Below are 23,360 nucleotides of genomic sequence, written 5' to 3'. Positions count from 1 at the left end.
CCTGAAGGCGACGATAAAATAATGGCGGATAAAGATGATGGGTAATCGTTCTCTGATATTATCGGGTATGCTGTTATGGGCAGGGAATGGGATAGCTGTGGCGGAGCCGCTGCCGATAGAGCTGGAGCCGATACGCAACTCGATGCGCGATAACGCAGGCGATCTGGCCAGACTCTACCAGGAGTTATCCATTATTAGCATTACGCCGGGCATCAGCGCGGCAAATTTTCGCGCCGATCATAACGCCAGCGATCCTCTGGATATTGATTCATGGAAATTAGCACCGAGTTACGCGTTCGATATCGGCGTTGATGGTTTCCGGCCCTATATTGAAGGCACCTTCGGTTATGTAAGAAGCGATCAGAACCTGGATTTAGGCGACAGTGATTATCTGAGGCTGGATACCAAAACGCTCTCTGCTTTGGGCGGCGTGGGGGCCGAGTTTGATATCGCCAGCAATACCATTTTACGCCCGATGGTGCTGGTTGGTTATTCGCACACTTCGAACGACGCCTCTTCCGCCGGATTTCTGGGAGATACCCTTTATAGTGCGGGGCGCGGCGTTATAGCCGATTTTAAAATGCGTAGCATGCTATACGGCGGTGCGCTGGAGCTGGAGCAGCGCCATCGCTGGGAAAATGATGTGAAGCTCACCGCTAACCTGCGCTATGACTACCTGGTGGATGATATCTACAGCGCCAGCGATTCGTCGCTGGAAGAGCGCAACGAATTTAATGTATTAACGGGGGCTACCGAGCTGAATGGCCCGACCGATCTCGCGCCGTTTGGCCTACCGTTGCGCTGGATTGGTTTTATTACCGGTACTTATATGCCTGACACCCGGGGAGATATTGGTTTTGACTACTTCGTGGAGATCGGCGGAGGTATTGAACTGGTGGATAACGGGGTAATTCCGGGGATCGAGGGTGTCAGCCTGCGCGGTTCCGGCATTGTCGGGGATGGGGTAGAAGGCTGGAGCGTTGGGCTGAGTGCGGAATTTTAACCGTCCAGACAGTGATATAATCGATTAGCTCTTTTAATGAGGATTCTCTGAATCCGTACACAAGGGAGATAAAAGAGAATAATTATTTAATTTGTTGATAATTAACTGATATTTATGTGATTCCTGGTAAAGCTCTCACGATAACCTCAATGATTTGGTGGATATGCGTGCATATGCATATTACAGCCTTATTTTCCTGAATGCTGTCGCTAACAGTCCTTATTCGCTCCGATCTAAGCAAAATTTCTCTCCACGATCTGATTAGCCTGTTAATCATCAGCAATATTGATGATTAACAACCAACTTGCAAACGCTAATGATATTGGTAATTATTATCATTAGCGTTTTGTGGGGTGTTCTGTAACGATAAATACGGAGACTCGGGGGGGAGAGATGGCAAGGTTTTCTCTGAAAAACGCTCCCTCCACAGGTTAATGGATGCCGTAGCAAAGGGCCTTATGCGCCCTTTCTTTAAGGAAGAATCGATAGAACAAAATTCCGTTTATCGTGCAATTGCTGACCCACCAACGCCCGCAATACCAGGACGGAGCCTGGCAACATGGCAATGTCTCTGGCCGTTTATTCAGGAAATAACGCCTCATGCGTTATTGGCAGTCGGGAAAGGGATTTCCCTCTCCGATCAGGGCATTGCTGCGTGGGTAAAACATGATTTGTCTTGCCTGCAACTTCTTATTTGCGAGCCCCGGCGGAATTCCACATTGGCGCAGCGTAATGAGTCGAACGATATCGAAAGTCGGCTCAAAGCGCGTGGCGTGGTTGCGTTTATTTTCAGTTTTAAGTTCAAAGAGCAGAGAGGGATTTTGTTATGCGTATTCTGTTTGTGGGGCCACCCCTGTATGGCTTGCTGTATCCGGTATTATCGCTTGCCCAGGCGTTTCGCGTTAACGGGCATGAAGTGGTGGTCGCCAGCGCAGGGAAATTTGCGTATAAGGCCGCAGAGGCTGGCCTGGTGGTATTTGATGCGCTACCCGGATTCGATTCAGAAGCCGGTTATCGCCGCCAGGAAGCAATACGAAAGAGCAGCCATTTAGGCACCCGAATGGGCCGTTTCTCTTTCTTTAGTGAGGAGATGGCCGATTCGCTGATTGAATTTGCCGGGCACTGGCAACCTGACCTGATTATCTATCCGCCCCTGGGCGTGGTGGGGCCCTTAATTGCGGCGAAATACGGTATTCCCGCCGTGATGCAATCCGTGGGTTTTGGGCATACTCCCTGGCACATTCAGGGCGTGACGCGCGCGCTGGAAGAAGCCTACCGCCGACATGGTGTTGATGCGCCGCCGCGCGACATGGCGTGGATAGACGTCACGCCGCCGAGCATGAGCATTCTGGAAAATAACGGCGAGCCGGTGATCGCCATGCAGTATGTGCCCTACAACGGCGGGGATGTCTGGGAAAGCTGGTGGCAGAGGGAACCTGGCCGGAAACGTTTACTGGTCAGCCTTGGCACCGTAAAGCCGATGGTCGACGGTCTGGATCTTATCTCATGGGTCATGGATTCGGCCGACGATGTGGACGCCGAAATCATCCTGCAGCTATCCACCAATGCCCGCTCCGATTTGCGAAAACTTCCACCCAACGTACGGCTCGTCGACTGGATCCCAATGGGCCTGTTCCTGAATGGTGCCGACGGCTTTATTCACCACGGGGGAGCAGGCAATACCCTGACGGCGCTGCACGCCGGAATACCACAAATCGTCTTTGGCCAGGGGGCAGATCGTCCCGTTAATGCCCGGGCGGTGGTGGAGCGGGGGTGCGGGATTGTGCCCGACGATGGTGGATTAACCAGCGAGATGATCAATACCTTCCTGGCGAATCCCGCCTTCCGTCACGCCTCTTTGCAGGTGGCCGCCGAAATGGCGGCCCAGGCCAGCCCGTCGGCGGTGGCTGAAAACCTTATCGCGATGCTGAAACACGGCTGACCCACTCATTTTTTATACATAAAGGAGGCTTAATGCCTGCCGCTCAATCTTCCACGCCAGCGCTGTCGTGGATTGTCCGCCTTGCTGGCGTGTGTTGGGAACGTAAGACGTTAAGCATGATTGTCATCGTGGCGTCGGTCTCGACCATTGTTCTGGCCGCTCTGGCGCCGTTATTGACCCGACAGGCGGTTAACGACGCGCTGGCGGGCGACGCCTCGCAGTTGCCGTGGCTCGCCAGCGGTCTGATTTTCATTGCGCTGTTCGATTTCATCGGTAACTACGTGCGTCGCGGCTATGCCGGTGAGCTTTCGCTGTGGGTTCAGCATACCCTGCGGAGCAGGGCGTTCGACAGCATTCAGAAACTGGATGGCGCAGGACAGGATGCCCTGCGCACCGGACAGGTGATTTCACGCACCAACAGCGACCTGCAGCAGATGCATACCCTGTTACAGATGTGCCCGGTGCCGCTGGCGGTGCTGACCTACTACGTGGCGGGTCTGGCCGTGATGCTATGGATGTCGCCATCGATGACGCTGATTGTGGTGGCGGTACTGTCCAGTTTAGCCGTCACGGCGCTGCGCGCCCGGCGTCGGGTGTTTGCCCAGACCGGACAGGCATCGGACAAACTGGCGCATATGACGGAGCATATGCGTGAGGTGCTGACGCAAATTGCCATCGTTAAATCGTGTGTCGCGGAGCTGCGCGAACTGAACTGGCTGGATAGCCAGTCGCGGCAGATGGTGCGGGCGCGTATTAGCGCGGCGATAGCTCAGGCGATGCCGGGGGCCACCATGCTGGCGCTACCGGTACTGGGGCAGATAGTCCTGTTGTGTTATGGCGGCTGGTCGGTGATGACCGGGCGCATCGATCTGGGTACCTTCGTGGCTTTCGCCAGTTTCCTGGCGATGCTAACGGGGCCGACCCGGGTGCTGGCGACCTTTCTGGTGATTGGCCAGCGGACCCGGGCTCCGGTGGAACGGGTGTTTTCACTGATCGATACCCGCCCGCAAATGCAGGATGGCACGCAGTCGGTTGCCGGTAAGGTGGTTGGGCTCCGGCTTGAACAGGTGGGATTTACCTACAGCAGCGGCACCCGGGTATTGCGTGATATCTCCTTTTCTCTGGAAGCTGGTGAGACCATGGCGGTGGTCGGCGCGTCGGGATCGGGGAAGTCCACGCTGTTGATGCTGCTGGCGCGGTTTTACGATCCTTCTTCCGGCGCTCTGTGGCTTGAAACGGAGCGGGGCAGACAGAATATTCGCGATCTCAGGCTGGATGAACTGCGGCGCACGGTGGGCGTGGTATTTGAAGACGCGCTGCTGTTTGCCGGAAGCGTGGCGGAAAATATTGCCTACGGTCACCCGCAAGCCTCGGAACAGGATATCCGGCGCGCGGCCGCGGCGGCCGGGGCGATGGACTTTATCCAGGCGTTACCCCAGGGGTTCGACACCCGGCTGAGTGAGCGGGGCACCAATCTTTCCGGCGGGCAGCGACAGCGCATTGCGCTGGCCCGGGCGCTGATTACCGCGCCCGGCCTGCTGGTGCTTGACGACACCACCTCGGCGGTGGATGCCGGTACTGAAGCCGGGATCAATGATGCACTGGCACGCTATGCCGACCAGGATCATATGCTGCTGGCGATCGCCCGTCGCCGTTCAACCCTGGCGCTGGCCAGCCGGATTGTAGTACTGGATGAAGGGCAGATTGTGGATATTGGCACTCAGGCTGAACTGGAAGCGCGCTGCCCGGCGTTTCGCGCGCTGATGTCGGGCACGGGCGATCGGCTGGAAAAAATACGGGCCGCAGACGCAGATCTATGGCCGGAGCCAGACGCCGCGCCGCAAGCCATTGTGGATGAGGAGAGCGGCCACGGTTTCGCTGAACGCATGTGCCGCGTGCCGGAAAGCGCGATGCAGCGGGTTCAGGCAGGCAAGGAGCGGCGGCTGAGCTCGCTACTGGCGCCGGTGGCGTGGATGTTTGCGCTGGCGGCGTTGCTGATTGCGCTGGATTCGGCGTCAGGCGTTGGCGTACTGGTGCTGCTACAGCGCGGTATTGATGCAGGCGTGGCCCAGGGAAGTCTGCAAACCATCGGCATCTGCGCGCTACTGGCGCTGGGGCTGGTGATGGTCAGTTGGTGCTGCTATGCACTGCAGACCGTGGTTGCAGCGCGGGCAGCAGAAACTGTGCAGCACAGGGTGCGGCTGCGTAGCTTTGGCCATCTGCTGCGTCTGGGGCTGCCCTATCATGAACAGAACATGGATAGCCGACTGACCCGCATGACTGTGGATGTGGATGCGCTGGCGCGCTTTCTGCAAAACGGTCTGGCCGGGGCGGCGACCAGCCTGATCGCGATGCTGGCTATTGCGCTAACCATGTTCTGGCTCGATCCGGTGCTTGCCATGGTGGCGCTGGGCGCGGTTCCGGTAGTGATTTTGGCTACGTGGCTCTACCGCCATCTGAGCTCCCCGGCTTATGCCCAGGCGCGTATTGAGATTGGCAAAGTGAACAGTAGGTTGCAGGAGAAAGTCTCGGGGCTTCGGGTGGTGCAGTCCCACGGCCAGCAGGACCAGGAAGCGTCAAAGCTGCGTGCGCTGTCGGACCGGTTCCGGGCCACCCGCGTGCGGGCGCAAAAATATCTGGCCGTTTACTTCCCGTTCCTGACCTTTTGCACCGAAGCCTCTTACGCCGCAGTGCTGCTGGTGGGGGCATCCCGGGTGGCTGGCGGGGAGATGACGCCGGGGATTCTGGCGGCCTTTTTCCTGTTACTGGGGCAGTTCTACGGTCCGGTGCAGCAGCTTTCCGGCATTGTCGATTCCTGGCAACAGGCATCGGCCAGCGGTAAGCATATTGATGAACTGTTAGCCACCGAAGGCGCGGAGGAGGTCACGGCGTCGGAGCGCTCTGCGGTGACACCGGTAACGGGAGCGCTGGCGCTGGATGAGGTTACCTTCCGGTATCCTGGTAGCAGCAAAGCCGCGCTGGAGCGGCTTAACCTGACAATACCGCAGGGATCGGTGGTGGCCGTGGTCGGGCGCAGCGGGGCCGGGAAATCAACGCTGGTTAAGCTGATTGCCGGACTCTACTCGCCTGACGGTGGCCGGATCCGTATCGGCAAGAAGGACATTACCGCCATGTCGCTGGCCGATTATCGCACCCGGGTAGGGCTGGTGGATCAGGATGTGGCGCTGTTCAGCGGTGATATCGCAGAAAATATCCGCTATGCACGCCCCTGGAGCAGCCGTGCCGAAGTGGAAGAGGCGGCGCGTCAGGCGGGGCTGCTGGAGACCATTCGTGCACTGCCGCGCGGATTCCACACGCCGGTGAACAACGGCGGGGCGGATTTCTCCGCTGGTCAGCGCCAGTTGATCGCGCTGGCGCGAGCGCTGCTTGCCGGGGCCGATATACTGCTGCTGGACGAAGCCACCTCGCGGCTGGATCGCTATTCGGAAGAGGCGCTCATGACCTCGCTGGCGAACGTTGCCCGCAGCCAGGGACGGATGGCGCTGGTGGTCGCCCATCGGTTGACCACCGCCTGCCGCTGTGATGCCATTGCCGTGATGGATGGCGGGCGCCTCGTTGAGTATGGCTCCCATAAAGCGCTGCTGGCGGCGGATGGCCTCTACGCGCATTTATGGCGCGACAGCGTGGGCGACCACGCCGCTCAACCTGTGTCATCGCCGGAAGAGATCGCGGGATAACGATACCGCTATTGGCGCGGCGTTTCGGGGAATCGTCGCGCCGGTTTATCAGCTTTTATGGAAGGCCAATAATGAGACAGTCCACTCCCGCCGTTCCCGACACCATTACCGCTGCCGCCCGAATTCTTGAACAGCTGGCGGCGGGCGGCGTATCGGACAGCGCACAGTTCTGGCACGACGTTGAATCCGTCACTCTTCCCCTGGTGATCGGTGTTGCCGGTCAGCCCGACCAGCGCGACGTCACCTTTGTGTGGCGTTCGGCGGCGTCGCTTCAGGGCGTATACCTGCGCTTAAATCGCATCACGGATAAAGAGCGGGTCGGACAGGGGCTGATGAACCGCCTGCCATCCAGCGATATCTGGTGGCTGACTCTTCGTTTGCCGGCAAGCTACTGCGGATCCTACACCATGACCGAAATCCCTCCCGATACCGCGCCTGAAGCGTTATCGCAGTTGGGCACCCGGTTTACCCCCTTTACTGGTCAGCCCGACTCGCTAAATCGCCAGCCGGGGATCAGGGTGCGGGGAGACGGGCGGGAGTCGGTGCTGGCGCTGGATCTGGCGCCTGCTCAGGAAGAATGGCGCGGTGATACGCAGTGTGGGCGCGGTGAACTCGTCACCTGGCACCCGGTTATTGCCGGTCAGACGCGCCGCGTGCGTCTCTATCTTCCCGACGTTCCTGACTCTGTGCCTTTGGGGCTACTGGTGCTGCCCGATGCCGAAACCTGGTTTGATTATCTCGGCGTTAGCGGCGCCATTGATGCCGCCATCGACAGCGGGCGTATCGCGCCGCTGGCGGTGCTTGGCATTGATAATGTTGATGAGACCGAACGTAGCGCTATTCTGGGTGGCCGCAGCGAACTGGTGCAGGATATTGCCGAACGCCTTATCCCTGGTGTTCGGGCAAAATATCCGGACAGGGTCTGGGCGGGGCGCGCCCATACCGTGCTGGCCGGGCAGAGTCTGGGGGGCGTAACGGCGCTGATGGCCGCCCGCCATGCGCCAGAAACCTTTGGTGCCGTGCTTTGTCATTCGCCTTCAATGTGGTGGACGCCGGACGGCAGCAGCCGACCCTCGCTGTTCAGCGAACGTGACGACTGCTGGGTAAGCGAGCATCTTCTCTCTTCACCGCCGGACAGCGTGCGGATTCGGCTGTGCGTGGGCTCACTGGAAGGCTCCACGGTTCCCCATGTACGGCAACTGCATCAGCGGCTCTGTGCCGCTGGCGTAGAGAGTCATTGCGTGGTTTATACCGGCGGTCACGATTATGCCTGGTGGCGCGGCGCGCTGATTGATGGCATTGCCTGGCTATAAGAAAAAAGCCCGCGGAGTTCCGCGGGCATCTGAGGTCAGAACGAGGCAGTTACCCCGGCATAATAAGCCCGCCCCGGCTCGTTATAGGTATTTGCCCCTTCCGAAGAGCGATAAATCCGCTTATCGAGCAGGTTACTGATACCGACATTGAGCCGCAGATTTGTATTAATGTCATAATTCACACTGGTGCCGACCAGCGAGTAGGCGCCCAGCTCTTTTCCTGACAGCCCGTTAGTGGCCTCGCTATTGGTTTCTGCATGCGTTCTGGGCTTCTGCCTGCCATACAGCGTCCAGTTGATATTGGCCGATAGCGCATCGGTAATCGTCCAGTCCAGCGCGGTGTTCACGGTATATTTGGGGATAATCGACAGGGGATTACCGGTCTCTTTCTGTTCAGAGGTGAGCATCCAGGTGGCATTGGTATTCCAGTCCAGAGTCTCTTTCACTAATGGAATCGCCATACTGGCTTCGATACCGTCGATAAGCGCCTTGCCGCCATTTTCCCACTGCAGAATATAAGAGCCGGATGAAGTGCGGCCGAGAATTTCATCACCGGCCACTATCTTGTTTTTATAGTCGTTGCGGAAATAAGTGATGCTGGCGTGATAATCTTCCCAGGCAAATTCTAATCCGATCTCTTTATTCACGCTGATTTCCGGATCCAGATCCTTATTCCCCAGCAGGTAGCAGGAGCCTGATGTGATATCGGAAGGGCAGCCATTGCCTTTGGAGTAAAGCAGGTAGCCTTCGCTGGATTGATACAGATTAGGAGCCTTAAAAGTGCGGGCGATCCCGGCTTTCAGCTTAACGTAGTCGCCCAACTCCTGAGAGATATTCAGGCTGGGGCTCAGATTACCGCCACTTTCGTTCAGATAATCGAAGCGCAGGCCCGGAACAATCTGGGTACCGGGAACAGGTTCAATATTATCTTCAATATAGAGGGCGCTAATCACAGAATGGTTTTTGTCGCTGCGGCTGGCCGGATTACCCGGAATACCGGCGACATTATCGTCCGGCGCGCTGAGCCCGGTGGAGGAGGGGTCTTCCAGTTCATCCCGGCTCCACTCGGCCCCCAGGGTCAGCGTTTGATCGAACAGATAATTTACTGGAATATTCACCTCGCCGCTGGTGCGGTAAGAGGTAAGTCTGTTGGTGGTATACCGCTCATCCTGGGTGATGCGACCCTCACCGCCGCCGGAAAGCCCTTCATCCATTCGGGTATTATGGGTTTTCTCATAGTAAAAACCGAGCCGACTCTGCCCCCAGTCCCAGATGCCATTATGGGTGATACCGTAATTCTGGCGGTACATGCGGTTGGTTTCGGCGCCTGATTTCGCCAGCGCCTCTGTTATGGCGCTGGAAGAGCTGTTCTGCGTATCGCCGGTATAGATATTCCCCTGGCGGCTGTAGCCTGCCTCAAAATCGACAATCTGCGTCGGGGTGATTTTCCAGGAGAGCACGCCGTTAATATCCTTATTGCGAACCCCTTCGCGTCCGGCGGCATTTTTCGCGCCGCCCGCGGAGGAGTTAATATTCCAGCTATCGGCATCGGTCTTATTAAGATTGCCGTAAAGGCGCATCGTCAGAGCGTCTCCGGCCAGTGGCCCGCTCAGGCTGAAATTGGCGCGTTTGGTGTCGCCCTCTTTACTGTTTTCTGGCTGATTGGTGAATAAAGAGAGTGAGCCATGCCAGTCGTTGGTAGGACGTTTGGTAATAATATTCACCACGCCACCGGCGGCGCCTGAACCGTAGCGCGCCGCGGCTGGCCCGCGGATCACTTCGATTCGCTCCACCTGCTCTGGCGGAACCCAGTTGCTGTCGCCTCGGGTATCACGCTCCCCCCGCCAGCTATAGCGCACCGAATTTCTGGAGGTCACCGGAACGCCATCGATAAGTATTAAGGTGTTTTCCGGCCCCATTCCGCGAATATCAATTTGTCGGTTATTTCCCCGGGTGCCGGAGGCGCTGTTGCCGGTCAGATTAACCCCGGGCATTTTGCGTATAATTTCCGAAAGATCATTGACCGGAGGGTTCTTCTGAATATCTTCCCGGGTAATAATCGACACGCCGGGCTGCTGTTTTAATACCTGTTCGGCGGTGGCTTCCACCACCATGGTATCGCCGTTACTGGTGGTGGGTTCTGTAGCCGCTGACCCATGGCAGTGGAGGCCAGTTATCAGAAGAGTGACTGGCCACAGCGTAATGTGATTCCTCATAGCTATCCCTAAAAAATGTCTGCTTAACTAAAAAGTGATTTGTTGTTAAGCCCACACTCCCGCCAGGTATTTCTGAAAGAGACGCACAGATCGTTATTATTTTTATGTAAACGATAATGGTTATTAATATCATTCTCATAAATGTAAGGCAATGTTTATTCTGAAAATTTCCAGAAATATCCATTTATTATGAGCATGTGTGATTTAATTTGTTGTTATTGCTTGGTTTTTTATTTATGGGGGGAGGCCAGGACCTGGTGAATCGGTCAATTAAGGTCACTTTTCACACAGCGTCAACACCCTGAACGGGTTTTCCGGTACAGGTCGTAAAACGGTGAATGTCTTGCATGTTATTCACTGAAATACCCGAATGCGTCTTCATCTTTGCAGTAATGACGCATGAATCCCTCATCCCATCACTTCATAATCTACTTTATAGCTTTACATCTATATAGCGCTTAACCTATATTGATTGGGAGGTCCCGTGTGGACAATTAAAACAACGGATACGTTTGATAACTGGTTTACCTCGCTCAATGATACCGATCGGGCCAGCGTGCTGGCAGCGCTGTTGGTCCTGCGGGAAAAGGGGCCGGGGTTGTCCAGACCTTATGCCGATACGATCAGAGGCTCCCGCTACAGCAACATGAAAGAGTTGCGTGTTCAGAGCCGGGGCGATCCGATACGGGCGTTTTTCGCTTTTGACCCGCTCCGTACCGGCATCGTGCTTTGTGCCGGAAACAAGGTCGGCAATGAAAAACGTTTTTACGATGAGATGCTTCCGGTTGCTGACCGGGAATTCACGAACTGGTTGAACACATTAAAAAGAGAAGGAGTAACGCGATGGGCAGAACGCTGGAACAGCTTATTGCGGATGAAAAGCCGGAAGTTGTGGCTGAAGCTCAGGCGATGGCGACGGACATCCTGCTCAACATTCACCTTGCTGAACTGCGCGAAAAAGTACAGAAAACGCAGGTCGAAATGGCCCAGGCGCTGGGAGTCAGGCAACCTACCGTTGCAGGAATGGAAAAGCCAGGCCGCGATCTGAAACTTTCCACGCTTAAACGCTACGTCGAGGCAGCAGGCGGCAAACTGCACCTTGATGTTGAACTGCCGGATGGTTCTCATTACGGGTTTGTACTGTAGGTGCTGGTGTCAGAGCGTAAAAAACAAGAAGCCCGCTTAAGTTTCCTTAAGCGGGCTTCCTTAAATTTGGCTCCTCTGACTGGACTCGAACCAGTGACATACGGATTAACAGTCCGCCGTTCTACCGACTGAACTACAGAGGAATCGTGTGAACGGGGCGCATAGTAACGGCGTGCCGACGGCTTGTCAAAGGTGGAATCGCGGCAAAAGGTTCGTTTGGCGCTAAAATCGCCAGCCGTTGCGCCAGCGTAGTGCACATCACCCCGTTATGGGGCAGGGGGGATTGACATACTGCGGCGATTTTAAGAGGGCCGGATAATCAGATTTGCTTATTATCCATAAGGTTAGCCTGAATTTCTGGCGATGGCTGTAATCTGGCAACCTTCTTGCAATGCCTTGTACAGAGCCAGACCCTTTCGCACTGGTATCCCGTTCAGGAGGCAAAATGAATCTCAGACGACTGAAGTACTTCGTAAAAATCGTCGATATCGGTAGCCTGACCCAGGCCGCCGAGGTGCTGCACATTGCCCAGCCAGCGCTGAGCCAGCAGGTCGCTACGCTTGAAGGCGAAATGGATCAGCAACTCCTGATCCGTACCCGGCGCGGCGTAACCCCTACCGAGGCGGGAAAGCTGCTCTATGCCCATGCCCGCACCATTCTGCGGATGTGCGACCAGGCGCAGCTGGCCGTCAATAATGTGGGGCAGTCGCTGAGCGGCCCGGTATCTATTGGTCTGGCGCCAGGCACTGCCTCCTCCTCTGTGACCATGCCGCTGTTGCAGACGGTGCGGGCGGAGCTGCCAGACGTGCAAATCTATCTGCACGAAAACAGCGGCGGACAGCTGAATGACAAACTGCTGAACGGCCAGCTTGATATGGCCGTGTTGTACGACAGAGCGCCCACGGCCGGTATTATCAGCCAGCCGCTGCGCAAGGAGTCGCTGTTTGTGGTGGGCACCCAGGGCAACCCTGGCCCGAGCGTGGATCTGACCCAGGTGGCGCAGATGAATCTGCTGCTGCCGCGCGACTACAGTGCGGTCAGGCGCCGGGTGGATGAAGCCTTCTCTCTGCGCCGTCTGACGGCGAAGATTGCGGGCGAGATCGAGTCCATTTCGACCCTGACGGCCGCCATTGCCAGCGGTATGGGCGTGACGGTATTGCCGGAATCGGCGGCGCGTCTGCTGATGGGCGCCGCCGGTGGCTGGATGTCGCGTATTACTTCACCGACGCTGACGCTGCCGCTATCGCTGAATCTTTCAGCGCGGTTGCCGCTGTCGCCTCAGGCCCAGGCGGTGAAGGAGATCCTGATGTCGCGAGTCACCCGGCCGCCGCTGGAAAGTCGCGAGCTGATGCTGGTGGGCTAAGGGAAAGTGTGCGACCGTCGCGCAGGACCGACGGTCGCGCCAGCCCGTTACAGCGCGTAATAAAATGCTTTAACCTGCTGCCAGTCTTGCACTGGAATGGGAGACAGGTATTTTTCCAACTGCCGGAAGTCGTGATTCACGGCCTTACTGCGCACCCAGCGGCGGCGGCTTTTTTCCAGATCCAGAAATCCTGCCTCTATCTGTCCGCTGGTTTTCACAAATATGTGCCGCACATAGCAGCAGCCGTGCTGACGGTTGATGCTGTGCATACCGCGGAACGCCAGCGCAATCTGGCGCAGCATCTCCTGGCGGGTTTCGTCTTCGAAAGGCAGACTGGCATGCTGGCTGTACCACCGATCGATGCTGCAAAAGCCTGCCATCTCTTCCGTGACCAGTAGCGCCCGCCACTCACCGTTGCGCTTTAGCGCTTTGCCATAAATGATTTTGGGGACGTTAACACCAGCGCACGCCAGTTCGTTAAGTACCTGAATCTCGCGCACGATAGTGGGGCGGCCAAACGGGTAGCGCAGTGAGTGGAACAGATGCCGCGTCATACGCTTAACGTACAGTGCCTTACCGTCGCGCTCGATGCGCTGCACGCCGCTCATGCCGTTACGGCGCTGATTTGGTTCTTCCACCCACTCTCCTTCGGTGGCCCACCAGGCATCGAATTCCTGGATTTCTTGCTGTGATAACATAATCAACTCAAATTTAACCAATTTATTAGGATTTACTTATTCTTCCAGTTTATCCCACCATGGGGTTGTAATTTTTTGGCGAAAAATGTCGTGATTTAAGTCCTTAATTATAATTATTTGCTAAATTATTGATGATTATAAGAATTACCTTATTTGTTATTTCTTTATGGTATAAATATTGTTTTTTTATTATTTGTTGTTTGGTTAACGGCGCTAAACAATAGCTGAAAACGCGGTTATGGGGGAAAGAGCGTGAATTTTCAGCAGTTAAAGATTATTCGGGAAGCGGCGCGGCGGGACTACAATCTGACCGAGGTTGCCGGTAACCTCTATACCTCACAATCCGGGGTCAGCCGCCATATACGCGAGCTGGAAGAAGAGCTGGGAGTGGAGCTGTTTGTCCGCCGCGGCAAGCGGCTGTTAGGGATGACCGAGCCGGGGCGGGCGCTACTGGCGAGCGCTGAACGCATCCTTAATGAGGCCAGCAACGTAAGGCGGCTGGCCGAACTGTTCAGCAATGACGACAGCGGGGTGCTGACCATCGCCACCACCCACACTCAGGCGCGTTATAGTCTGCCTGCGGTCATCAAACAGTTTCGCGAGTTTTATCCCGGTGTGCGGCTGGCGCTGATCCAGGGAGCGCCAGAGGAGATAGAAGGGCTGCTGCACAGCGGCGCGGCGGATATCGGCATTGCCAGCGAGCGTCTCAATCGCGACCCGGATCTGACGGCATTTCCCTGGCTGCGCTGGCACCATAGCCTGCTGCTGCCACGGGAACATCCGCTGAGCCATGAGATGCCGCTTACCCTGGAGTCCATCGCTCGCTGGCCGCTGATTACCTACCGTCAGGGGGTGACCGGTCGTTCGCGGATTGACGAAGCTTTTGCTCGCCAGGGGCTGACTCCGGACGTGGTGCTGAGCGCTCAGGATTCTGATGTTATTCACACCTATGTCGCGCTGGGGCTTGGCGTTGGTCTGGTGGCGGAACTGGCTGACAGCGACGATGTCGGGGAGCAGCTGGTACGGAGGGATATCCGCCATCTGTTCGGCGCCAATACGGTATGGCTGGGGGTACGCCGCGGTCAGCTACAGCGTAACTATATCTGGCGCTTTATTGGTCTGTGTAATCCCACGCTGTCGCTGGATGATATTAAAGCGCGGGCGTTGAATGTAGACGACTACGCGCCGGATTATCAGATTTAACTTTAGCCAGACTAAAGTTGCTATTCAGTTGAGCGGCCAGCGTGCCGCCATCATAATTCTCTGCGATATCCTTGTTGTCCGTTTTTCAATATCTCTGGTCTGTTTCTTTCCCAATAAATATCGGCAGGTGAGTTATGAAAGCCTCCTCACGCTATGTGTCCGTACGGGCTTTGGTTACGTTTTCTTTTATTTCCGTCATTCTGTTATTGCCCGCGGTGTATGCCCGGGCGACCACTGACACCGTTTCGGTGGTGAAGGCGGTCGAGAGCTGTCCCCTTTATGTTGTGAGCGTAGGACACCACTATTCTGTGCTGCGCTCCATTAATTATCCGCTACAGCAAAATGACCGCCTGATGTTGCGCGATCGCGGTCTGAGCTATCAGAACATCTATATTAAAGATGGCGATAAAAATGCCGGTTTTATGGGCATTTTTGAAATGAGTGATGTGGGTCTTCAACTGGCGGAAAACTTCCAGAATACCCATTGCTAATTGAGTATTATCTCGTGAAAAGCGGCGCCATTACGGCGCCTTTTTTGTTTATACCGGCGTCAGGGAAAGCGTGTTGGCCGTTGACATAAAGCTTTCGCGCAGCTTTTTAATCACCGTATCGTTGCGTCGTGATTTGAGATAAACGCAGTAGGCATGCACCGGGCGAATATCCTGGTCGCTAAAGGGGTGAATCTGAATCGGAATATGGTTTGAGAACTGACGGGCAATCACCTCCGGGCTCAGCATCACCAGATCGGTCTGCGACACCAGAGTCAGGCGATTGGTAATGGACTGAAGGGTAAAGTCGATAGTGATCTTTTCATGTCCCCAGGGGGTCGCCAGATAGTGGGCATATTTAAGCGGTGAACTCATACCGGCCCGCTCGACAAATGACATTTCCTGAATCTGATCCAGTGAGGTGAAGTGTTCTATTCCGGGATGATTTTTACGGCTGACGACCACCAGTGGCGTACTAAATATACGTTCGGTCACAAAGGAGCTTTCGGTGGCAGGCTCCAGTGTCAGTAGTACATCGGCCGCCCGGTTGCGCAGGTTAAGCAGGTTCGCTTCGCTATCGGTCAGTTCCGGCTGCATCATCAGCCGTGACCCGGATGCGGGTAACTGTGTGGCGAAAGGCAGCACCATCAGATATTCCAGAAGTTCGCTGCTGATAATCTTGTAGGTATAGGCGGTTTCCGGTGCCGGGCTACCGGGGTGGCCGATCAGGATATTGCCCAGTTCGGTCATCAGCGGTCGGAACTGCTCGTCCAGCTGTAGCGCCAGCGCCGTTGGTTTCAGGCGCTGGCCGCTGCGATAAAACAGCGGATCTTCCAGCACGGTTTTCAGGCGGGTCATATTCTGGCTAACGGCGCTGGATGAAACACCGAGCAGCTTCGCCGCGCCGGCCACGGTGCCGGTGCTGATAATGGCGTGCAGCGCCTTAAGATGATTAAAGTCGAACTTAAATTCGGAAACGGGAGCGGACATAGTTTCGTTTTCTCGTCGGGTAGCAGAATCTGTTAAGTCTATAGTAGCGGTTATTTATCTCAGCCGGCGCGCTGTCGTGCAGGCGGGGGCGAGAAGAGCCTCTGTGGAGGGCGAGCAGCATGCTCACTGGCGGTGCCGGTTGGCGCCAGCCCGGGAAGGGGGAGGATTTGCCAGAAACCTTGCCAGCGACGCCTTATTCCGGTGAGCCTGGTGCTCAGACGATGACGCAGCAGGTACAGTCCCAACAGCAGCGCCAGCGCGCCAACAAGCCAGCCGCTCAGGGCAGGCCAGAATGTGTGATTTCCTGCCTGTAGCACCCGTTCCTTTCCGGTCGCCGGGGCAGGGGCGATAGTCAGCGTTTTTCCCGGTAGCGTGTCAACCCGCCAGCGCTGATGGGCGCTGTCCCACCAGCGTAGGGTTAACGGCGGAATCACGACGCTGCCGGGCCGTGAAGGCAGGTAGCGCAGGGTCTCAACGCGTCGGGCGCCAGTGAAATCACCGCGCGGCGTTTGCAGTCGCTGATTATTCCGGGGCAGTAACTGCGTTTCGTTGCCCGGAATGGCGTACAGCAGTTGGGGAATGGCGGCGGGCAGCACCCCCGCACCTTCCAGCGTCACCCGACGATCGATAGCATCGCCGACCCGCAGGGTGTTATCGCCCGGGCGGGTCGCGTGCGGGATGATCTGCTGAGTCAGCTTCAGGTCAGCGGCAGGCAGGAAGCGATCCGGCTGTCGGGTTCCCTTCGGCCAGTGAACTGGACGATTTAGCGGCGCCAGTGCGACGGTATGTGGTGCCTGGCCTGCAGAGGTTAATGTGACTTCGGCAGCAGGCAGATGCAACTGGCCGCTGTCCCATGTGGCGATCAGGCGCTCCATGCGAATCCCGCTCCAGCTTTTTCCGCCCTCGCGGCGACTGACCAGTTGGGTGGCGATGGGCAGACTAAGCACTTCGCCGCCAGAGACGGGTAGCTCCGGCCAGGTGGGCGCCGGATTAAACCAGCTGTCGGTCCAGAATGTGTAGGCCACCCGTACCGGCTGTCCCGGTACCAGGGTATCGGGCGCCACCAGTTCGCGGGTCAGTTGCATATCGGCCCGGGCGGGAAGCGTCAACAGCAGCAACAGGGCAATTAACATTCTCATGGCGTCTCCGGGGTGTCGTTACGATAAAGCGTTGATAACAGGTCAGCGGGGGAGAGCGCCAGGCTGTCGTACCACTGTTCCAACTGGGGCGTGCTGCTGGCGCTCTGGCGCCACACTTTCTGCCGCACGCCCTGCTGGTGGTGCAAATCCTTCCGAATGCCATCAGGATCATAATCCATGGTTTTCCCCTGAGCCTGTTGGCGCTCGCGCTCTTTCTGGCGCAGCGCTATCAGGATCCATGCCACCCGTTCCCGATTACTCCAGGCCGGGCGATATTCCGGATCCAGGCTTAGCGCCCGATCATATTCCGTTAGCGCCTTTTGCCACGCCTTCTGCTTCGCGTAGCTGTTGGCAAGCCAGGTCAGCGACTGCGGGCTGGCGGGGGCCCGGGCGAAGGAGGCCGCGGCCCGGGGATAGTCGCCCGCATAGTAACTGGCGATACCCTGCCACAGCGGATCCTGGTACCGGCGGGCGGCCTGGCGATAACTGCCGTTGTTAAAGGCCATCTCGCCCTGTTGATCCGCCGTTAGCCACCAGTCCATCCATCTGGCGCTGGCGGGGGCGCTATGCAGGGTCAGAGGCAGGGCGACAAGGGCCACCACCAACAGCTGATGGCGGAAAATCAGCACCATGGCCAGCAGCGGAATAATCAGCAGATAGCCGCTATCCTTCCAGCGCAGCCCCTGGCGGGAATGTTGCTGAGTAACCGCCGAGCTGTGAATTTGGTCGCCAATAGCGTGAATATCGTCGTTACCGCTATCGGCCAGGGTAACGCTGATGGACGCGTCGCGCAGCGCCAGAAAGGGCGCTACCTTCAGGCGGGTATCGATCCCGCGACTGTTCCAGGGAGCGGGAAGGTCGCCGCCGCGCTCGCTCCCCACGGCCCAGACCTGGAGCGGCGTGTGACGCTGGCTGAGCCAGTCGGCCTCCTGCTGGCTCAGATCATCGGTAATCACAATGATATTGCGCGCCGCTCCCTGGGGTGGAAAGCTATGTTCCGCCAGGGTAACCGCCTGCCTGAGAGCCGAACCGCTGTGATTCGGCATAATGGCGGGCGACTGGGCCTGTAAATAGAGCGCAAAGAAGTCAGGATCCCGGGTCAGCGGCACCGTCAGATGGGCGCTCCCGCTCCAGGTGACCAGACCAAAGCGGCTGGCGGGCTGCGAGCGCATCAACGCCATGATCTTCTGCTGCATCCGCTGGTTGCGATCCGGCGCCAGATCCCGGGCATACATGGCGGGGCGCTGATCCAGCACGATCATCACGTCACTGTGTAACGCCAGAGCGGGCGGGACATCGCGCTGCCAGCTGGGCCCGGCCTGGCCGATGACGGCGCAGGCGCAGATAATCGGGGCTACCCGCAGTAAATGATGCGCTTTACCGGTGAGCAGACCGGCGGCCAGCGGTTTATCCATCAGGCGGTGCCAGCCGCTCAGGCGCGGGTTTGGCAGAAACCAGAGCACCACGCACAGCAGCAGGCCGAGCAGGCGCCAGGGGTAGAGGAAATGGAAATCGCTCATTGCGGTATCCTCTGTAACAGCGTACGGGAAAGTCGGGTGCACAGCAGTACCAGCAGTCCGGCGGCCATCGGCCAGTGAAACAGCGGCCGGTGCCAGGACCATCCCTGTTTACGTACCAGCGTTGGCGTGGCGCGATCGATATCGCGCCATACCGCTTCCAACGCCGGGCCAGATGCCGCAGCCGCATGAAACTGACCGCCGGTGGCCTGGGCAATACGCTTGAGTAGCGCGCTATCCGGGCGATCGTCGCCACTCTGATTCAGATCGCCGAAGGCGATGGTATGAATCTGGATGCCGTGACGGGCCGCCAGCGTGACGGCCATATCGGGCGGGATCTGCGATGCGCTATCCCGGCCGTCGGTGAGTAGAATGGCCATTTTCTGATGGCTGGCGTTATCGGCCTGGGACAACAGTCGGGTGGTCACGCCGATAGCATCGCCGATGGCGGTCTGCTGACCAGCCATCCCCGGTTTCAGGGTGTTCAGCCGCGCCAGTAGCGCCTGGCGATCTTCGCTCAGGGGGGCCCACGGCCAGGCGCGGGCGGAGAAGATGACCAGCCCCAGCCGATCGTGGCGGCGTTGGTTAATAAAGGCCGCGCTGCTGCTCTGTACTGCCTGAAGGCGCGAGATAAGCTGGTGCCGGGCATCGGTGACGTCCCGCTGGGCCATGGATCCGGAAACATCCAGAATCAGCACCACATCGCGCATCGGCTGGGTGATGTATTCCGGCGGTTCAATATATTCCGGTCGGGCCAGAGCGCAGACCAGCAGCGTCCAGACCACCCAGAACAGCAATTGCGAGGTGCGATCCGGCGTTTCGCTATGGGCGTCGAGCGCCAGCCGGTCCTGAAGCATCGGCAGGTGCGGCATCCTTACGCTCTGGTCGTTTTGCGGCCTGCGGGAAGGCAGGAAGCGCCATACCAGCGGCAGCGCCAGTAATCCCCAGGCCAGCGGCCAGGCAAAAGTCAGATGCGTCAGCCAGTCGCTAAACATAAGGCAACTCCCGCAGCCAGCGACCGATCTGAACCTGTAGCCGCTGATTATGGCTGGCCGTTAGCCGGTTATCGCGCTGGCAGTATTTGTGGCATAGCAGCGCACGAAGCTCATCGTCGACGGGCAGCGGGGCCAGCAGCACTTCCGGCTCCAGTCGCAGCCGTTGGGCGTCGCGCGGCGTGTGGACCAGCAGGATACGTTTAATCAACGCAATCCAGCCGTCGGCGGTTTGCTGCTTTACCAGCAGCGCGCACGCTTCACGGCGCCAGCGATCCCGGCGCCGGTGAGCCAACTGGCGAAGCACGATGATCAGCCCCAGCCCCAGCAGTAACAGCGCCAGCAAGAGCCAGCCTGGCGTTTGCGGAGTCCATCCCACCCTGGGGGGCAGGGCAGGTTCCAGCAACACCGGCACCTGAAAGCCTTTCTCAAGCATCGCCCCCTCCCTGCTGTAGCTGATCAAGCAGATCCCGGCGGGTAACCAGCGGACGAACGCGGATGCCGAGACGCTCCAGCCCCTGACGCAGTCCGGCATGATGATCGATCAGCGCCTGGCGAATTTGCTGGCGCAGGTGAGGATTCAGCGCGATTCGGGTGCGGCGCCCCTGGTAGTGAACCGGAAACAGTCCCCGGTCCGGCAGGCGCAGGTGAACATCGTCGGTCATAATAAAGGCGCTGATGGCGCAGCGTCTTTTCAGTCGGGCGAGCAGCGAACGCCCCTGGGCATCCAGATCGTGAAAGTCGCTGATCAGCGCCAGCCATGCTCCGCGCGGCACCAGGCCCAGCGCCCGCTCCAGCACCCGGTTCAGGCTGATATCTTCATCGGGATCCTGCGGGGCCTGCTGAGCCAGGCGCTGGTTGTAGCTACAGATATCGTTAAATACCGGGCCGAGGTTGCGGGTCGGCGCCTGACTGGCGTGCACCGCTATCTGCGAATCGTTAAAGGTGATGCAGCCCAGGCGATCCTTATCATGCCAGGCGCGCCAGGCATAGAGCCCCGCGGTTATGGCGGCGGCGACCGATTTAGTCTGGCGACGGGTGGAAAAAAACATATCGCTGCGCTGATCGAGAATCAGAAATACCGGGCGTTCGCACTCTTCGGCGTAGCTGCGTATCCAGGGCTGACGCAGACGCGCGGTGGCGCCCCAGTCGATAAGGCGAACGTCATCGCCGGGCTGGTAGCGGCGCAGGCTTTCAAAGTTCAGGCCGCGCCCCTGACGGCGGCTGGTTTTTTCGCCGCCTGGGGTGCCGGGCGCCAGCCAGTCCGGCGGCGATGGCAGGCGATGGGCTTCGGCTTCCAGCGACATCAGATCCCGCAGGGTGACGGTCAGTGCGTTATTCATCAGGGCACCACGACGCTCAGAAGCGTGGCGATAACATCGTCGGCGCTGTAGTTATCGGCGCTGGCCTGGTAGCTCAGCAGAATACGGTGGCGCAGCACGGCGGGGGCCACGGCCTGAATATCCTCTGGCTGTACGGCGTCTTTGTCGTTCAGCCAGGCGTGGGCCCGGGCGGCGCGATCCAATGCCAGGGTGCCGCGGGGGCTGACGCCCAGGGCGATATAGCTGGCCAGGATATCGCTGACGCTGCGCGGATCGCGGGTCACGCAGACCAGGTTAATAATGTACTCTTCCATGGCCGGAGCGACGTAGACATCGGCGATGGCCTGCCGACACTGGTGCAGTCTTTCTGCCGTCAGTTGCAGTTCAGGAGCGCTGGATTCCACGCTTTCATTCGCCTTTTGTTGCTCTGCACGCACCAGCGCCATCACCTGGCGTTCGTGCTCCGCTGAGGGATAATCCACCAGCACCTTCATCAGAAAGCGGTCCAGTTGGGCTTCCGGCAGCGGCCAGGTGCCCTCCTGGTCAACGGGGTTCTGGGTCGCCAGCACCATAAATGGCGAAGGCAGCGGCCAACTGTTGCCAGCTACGGTGACATGGCGCTCTTCCATGGCTTCCAGCAGGGCGGACTGTACCCGGGCCGAGGCGCGGTTGATCTCATCGGCCAGCACCAGGTTGCCGAAGACCGGGCCGGGGCGGAAGCTGAACTGCTCGTCGGCCGACATGGCGTGCTGCTGATAGATTTCGCTGCCGGTGATGTCGGCGGGCAGCAGGTCCGGCGTAAACTGAATGCGGCGGAATTCGCCGTCGAGATGGCGCGCCAGTTCGCGAACGGCGCGGGTTTTCGCAAGACCGGGCAGCCCTTCCAGCAGAATATGGCCGTCGCACAGCAGGGCGATAATCAGCATACGAACCAGCGACGGCTGACCGAGTACCTGCTGGTTTATCTGTTGCTCCAGCTGTAGAAGAGTATGTTGAAGCTTCATTGCATTTCACCTGTGGTTTGACGTTTGAGTAGCGTGGCAATGCCCGCCAGGATAGGGGAGGCGTAGTCGAAAAAGGCGCGAATGCCGGGGCACAGATAGTTAAGGCCGGTTTCGCCCTGCGGGCTGCGCACCAGGCGGTTTTTCGGGCATTCGCCCCAGCACAGTTTCAGATGCGGGCACTGCCGACAGTACTGCGGCAGCGTATCGCGCTTACCAAAGCCGAAGGCCTGCTGGCGTTCGGAGATAGCCATACGGGCCAGGCTGTTATCGTGAATATTGCCCAGCTGATATTCGGGGTAGACGTAGTGGTCGCAGGAAAAAATATCGCCGTTCTGCTCAATCGCCAGCCCTTTGCCGCAAAATTCGGCGCTGGTGCAGATCTGGGAAGGCATCCCCAGGGTCTGGGCGACGGCGGTTTCGAACAGGTTGACCTGAACCCGGCCCAGATCGTGGTTCACCCACTCTTCGAAGGTGGCGATCAGGAATTTGCCCCAGTCCTCGGGATCCACAGACCAGTCGGTCACGATGGAATCCAGGTCGCCCGGTCTGGCACGGCGACTGCCGGTGACCGGGATGCTGTCATCACGCCAGAACTGCGGGGCGGTATGGTCAAAAGTGACCGGCTCCACGCACGGATTGAACTGAATATAGGTAGCGCCCAGCTCCTGGGTTAAAAAGCGATATACCTCAAGGGGAAAGCGGGCGTTGGTCCGGTTGACGGTCACCAGCGCGTTAAAGGGGACCTGGTGTTTTTTCAGGGCATCCACCCCTGCCATCACGCGGTCAAACGTGGGACCGCCGCTACGGGTCAGGCGATAGCGATCGTGCAGTTCACGCGGGCCGTCGATAGACAGCCCCACCAGGAAGCGGTGCTGCTTTAAAAAGGCCGCCCACCGATCGTTAATCAGAATGCCGTTGGTCTGGAGATCGTTTTCGATCCGCTGTCCCGGTTTCTGATACTTATTCTGGTAGCGTACGACCTTGTGAAAGAAGTCCAGTCCCATCAGCGTAGGCTCGCCGCCCTGCCACGAGAAGACCACCTGTTCGCCATCCTGACCTTCGATGTACTGGCGAATAAAGCGCTCCAGCGTTTCGTCGCTCATACCCCGGTTCCGTTCCTGCTTCAGTAGCTGCGATTTGTGCAGATAAAAGCAGTAGCTACAGTCGATATTGCAGCGGGAGCCTGTGGGTTTGGCCATCACGTGAAAGCGTCTTTTCCATCCAGTCCCTTTGCCGCTGTAGGCTTCGGCTTCGGGGAGAGCCCGTACGGGTAGCGTGGTGCTTTGCTTCATAATCAACCTCGGGAGGGGGATGAATCGGGCGCGG

General features: G+C 58.0%; 18 protein-coding genes, 1 tRNA gene and 1 pseudogene. 9 read left to right on the top strand and 11 right to left on the bottom strand.

Annotated features, from left to right (window positions below):
• The first annotated feature begins 34 nt into the window (after window positions 1-34).
• From FEM41_RS21265 to FEM41_RS21250, 4 genes are all read left to right on the top strand, one after another.
• Window positions 35-1,003: a hypothetical protein gene (locus FEM41_RS21265; protein ID WP_138098191.1), complete on the top strand. Its 969-nt coding sequence runs from the start codon at window positions 35-37 to the stop codon at window positions 1,001-1,003.
• Window positions 1,004-1,829: 826 nt separating this feature from the next.
• The gene (locus FEM41_RS21260; RefSeq protein ID WP_138098189.1) at window positions 1,830-2,945 is read left to right on the top strand and encodes a glycosyltransferase; all 1,116 of its coding nucleotides are present in this window, start codon (window positions 1,830-1,832) and stop codon (window positions 2,943-2,945) included.
• Between the two features lie 32 nt (window positions 2,946-2,977).
• Window positions 2,978-6,643, top strand: a complete 3,666-nt coding sequence (gene iroC / locus FEM41_RS21255) for a salmochelin/enterobactin export ABC transporter IroC (protein WP_138098187.1) — start codon at window positions 2,978-2,980, stop codon at window positions 6,641-6,643.
• A 71-nt stretch (window positions 6,644-6,714) separates the two neighbouring features.
• Window positions 6,715-7,956: an esterase family protein gene (locus FEM41_RS21250; RefSeq protein ID WP_138098185.1), complete on the top strand. Its 1,242-nt coding sequence runs from the start codon at window positions 6,715-6,717 to the stop codon at window positions 7,954-7,956.
• A 35-nt stretch (window positions 7,957-7,991) separates the two neighbouring features.
• Here FEM41_RS21250 and FEM41_RS21245 read toward each other — a convergent pair whose 3' ends face one another.
• Window positions 7,992-10,172, bottom strand: coding sequence for a TonB-dependent siderophore receptor (locus tag FEM41_RS21245; protein ID WP_138098184.1), 2,181 nt, complete (start codon window positions 10,170-10,172; stop codon window positions 7,992-7,994).
• A gap of 484 nt (window positions 10,173-10,656) precedes the next feature.
• Here FEM41_RS21245 and FEM41_RS21240 point away from each other — a divergent pair.
• A pseudogene (locus FEM41_RS21240) lies at window positions 10,657-11,004 on the top strand (type II toxin-antitoxin system RelE/ParE family toxin); the annotation flags it as partial.
• Between the two features lie 11 nt (window positions 11,005-11,015).
• Window positions 11,016-11,318, top strand: a complete 303-nt coding sequence (locus FEM41_RS21235; RefSeq protein ID WP_138098183.1) for a helix-turn-helix domain-containing protein — start codon at window positions 11,016-11,018, stop codon at window positions 11,316-11,318.
• A gap of 67 nt (window positions 11,319-11,385) precedes the next feature.
• Here FEM41_RS21235 and FEM41_RS21230 read toward each other — a convergent pair.
• Window positions 11,386-11,461 (bottom strand) — tRNA-Asn (locus FEM41_RS21230).
• Between the two features lie 302 nt (window positions 11,462-11,763).
• Between FEM41_RS21230 and nac the strand changes: the two genes are divergently transcribed.
• On the top strand, window positions 11,764-12,681 hold the full coding sequence (nac, locus tag FEM41_RS21225) for a nitrogen assimilation transcriptional regulator NAC (protein ID WP_138098182.1): 918 nt from the start codon (window positions 11,764-11,766) through the stop codon (window positions 12,679-12,681).
• A gap of 47 nt (window positions 12,682-12,728) precedes the next feature.
• Here nac and inaA read toward each other — a convergent pair whose 3' ends face one another.
• Window positions 12,729-13,379 (bottom strand): lipopolysaccharide kinase InaA, encoded by a 651-nt coding sequence (gene inaA / locus FEM41_RS21220; RefSeq protein WP_138098180.1) that lies wholly within the window; start codon window positions 13,377-13,379, stop codon window positions 12,729-12,731.
• Between the two features lie 252 nt (window positions 13,380-13,631).
• Between inaA and cbl the strand changes: the two genes are divergently transcribed.
• Both cbl and FEM41_RS21210 read left to right on the top strand, forming a co-directional pair.
• The gene (gene cbl, locus FEM41_RS21215) at window positions 13,632-14,582 is read left to right on the top strand and encodes an HTH-type transcriptional regulator Cbl (RefSeq protein ID WP_138098179.1); all 951 of its coding nucleotides are present in this window, start codon (window positions 13,632-13,634) and stop codon (window positions 14,580-14,582) included.
• A gap of 134 nt (window positions 14,583-14,716) precedes the next feature.
• On the top strand, window positions 14,717-15,073 hold the full coding sequence (locus FEM41_RS21210) for a hypothetical protein (RefSeq protein WP_138098178.1): 357 nt from the start codon (window positions 14,717-14,719) through the stop codon (window positions 15,071-15,073).
• A 48-nt stretch (window positions 15,074-15,121) separates the two neighbouring features.
• Here FEM41_RS21210 and FEM41_RS21205 read toward each other — a convergent pair whose 3' ends face one another.
• The 8 genes from FEM41_RS21205 to FEM41_RS21170 are packed head-to-tail and all read right to left on the bottom strand — an operon-like array spanning window position 15,122 to window position 23,326.
• Window positions 15,122-16,060, bottom strand: a complete 939-nt coding sequence (locus FEM41_RS21205; protein WP_138098176.1) for a LysR family transcriptional regulator — start codon at window positions 16,058-16,060, stop codon at window positions 15,122-15,124.
• 59 nt (window positions 16,061-16,119) lie between these two features.
• On the bottom strand, window positions 16,120-17,199 hold the full coding sequence (locus FEM41_RS21200; protein ID WP_138098174.1) for a BatD family protein: 1,080 nt from the start codon (window positions 17,197-17,199) through the stop codon (window positions 16,120-16,122).
• Entirely contained in the window at window positions 17,196-18,719 is a 1,524-nt protein-coding gene (locus FEM41_RS21195; RefSeq protein WP_138098172.1) for a VWA domain-containing protein, read from the bottom strand. The genes FEM41_RS21200 and FEM41_RS21195 overlap by 4 nt, the downstream gene beginning before the upstream one ends.
• Window positions 18,716-19,711 carry a VWA domain-containing protein gene (locus FEM41_RS21190; protein WP_138098170.1) on the bottom strand — a complete coding sequence of 332 codons (996 nt, stop codon included), beginning with the start codon at window positions 19,709-19,711 and terminating at the stop codon, window positions 18,716-18,718. Before FEM41_RS21190 ends, FEM41_RS21195 begins: the two co-directional genes overlap by 4 nt.
• The gene (locus FEM41_RS21185) at window positions 19,704-20,144 is read right to left on the bottom strand and encodes a DUF4381 family protein (protein ID WP_138098168.1); all 441 of its coding nucleotides are present in this window, start codon (window positions 20,142-20,144) and stop codon (window positions 19,704-19,706) included. The genes FEM41_RS21190 and FEM41_RS21185 overlap by 8 nt, the downstream gene beginning before the upstream one ends.
• Window positions 20,137-21,051: a DUF58 domain-containing protein gene (locus tag FEM41_RS21180; protein ID WP_138098166.1), complete on the bottom strand. Its 915-nt coding sequence runs from the start codon at window positions 21,049-21,051 to the stop codon at window positions 20,137-20,139. The genes FEM41_RS21185 and FEM41_RS21180 overlap by 8 nt, the downstream gene beginning before the upstream one ends.
• On the bottom strand, window positions 21,051-22,034 hold the full coding sequence (locus FEM41_RS21175; protein ID WP_138098164.1) for an AAA family ATPase: 984 nt from the start codon (window positions 22,032-22,034) through the stop codon (window positions 21,051-21,053). The genes FEM41_RS21180 and FEM41_RS21175 overlap by 1 nt, the downstream gene beginning before the upstream one ends.
• Window positions 22,031-23,326: an anaerobic sulfatase maturase gene (locus tag FEM41_RS21170; RefSeq protein ID WP_138098162.1), complete on the bottom strand. Its 1,296-nt coding sequence runs from the start codon at window positions 23,324-23,326 to the stop codon at window positions 22,031-22,033. The genes FEM41_RS21175 and FEM41_RS21170 overlap by 4 nt, the downstream gene beginning before the upstream one ends.
• Window positions 23,327-23,360: the final 34 nt, after the last annotated feature.

Source organism: Jejubacter calystegiae (assembly GCF_005671395.1).
GTDB lineage: Bacteria > Pseudomonadota > Gammaproteobacteria > Enterobacterales > Enterobacteriaceae > Jejubacter > Jejubacter calystegiae.
This window is presented reverse-complemented; position numbering and strand designations above follow the sequence as displayed.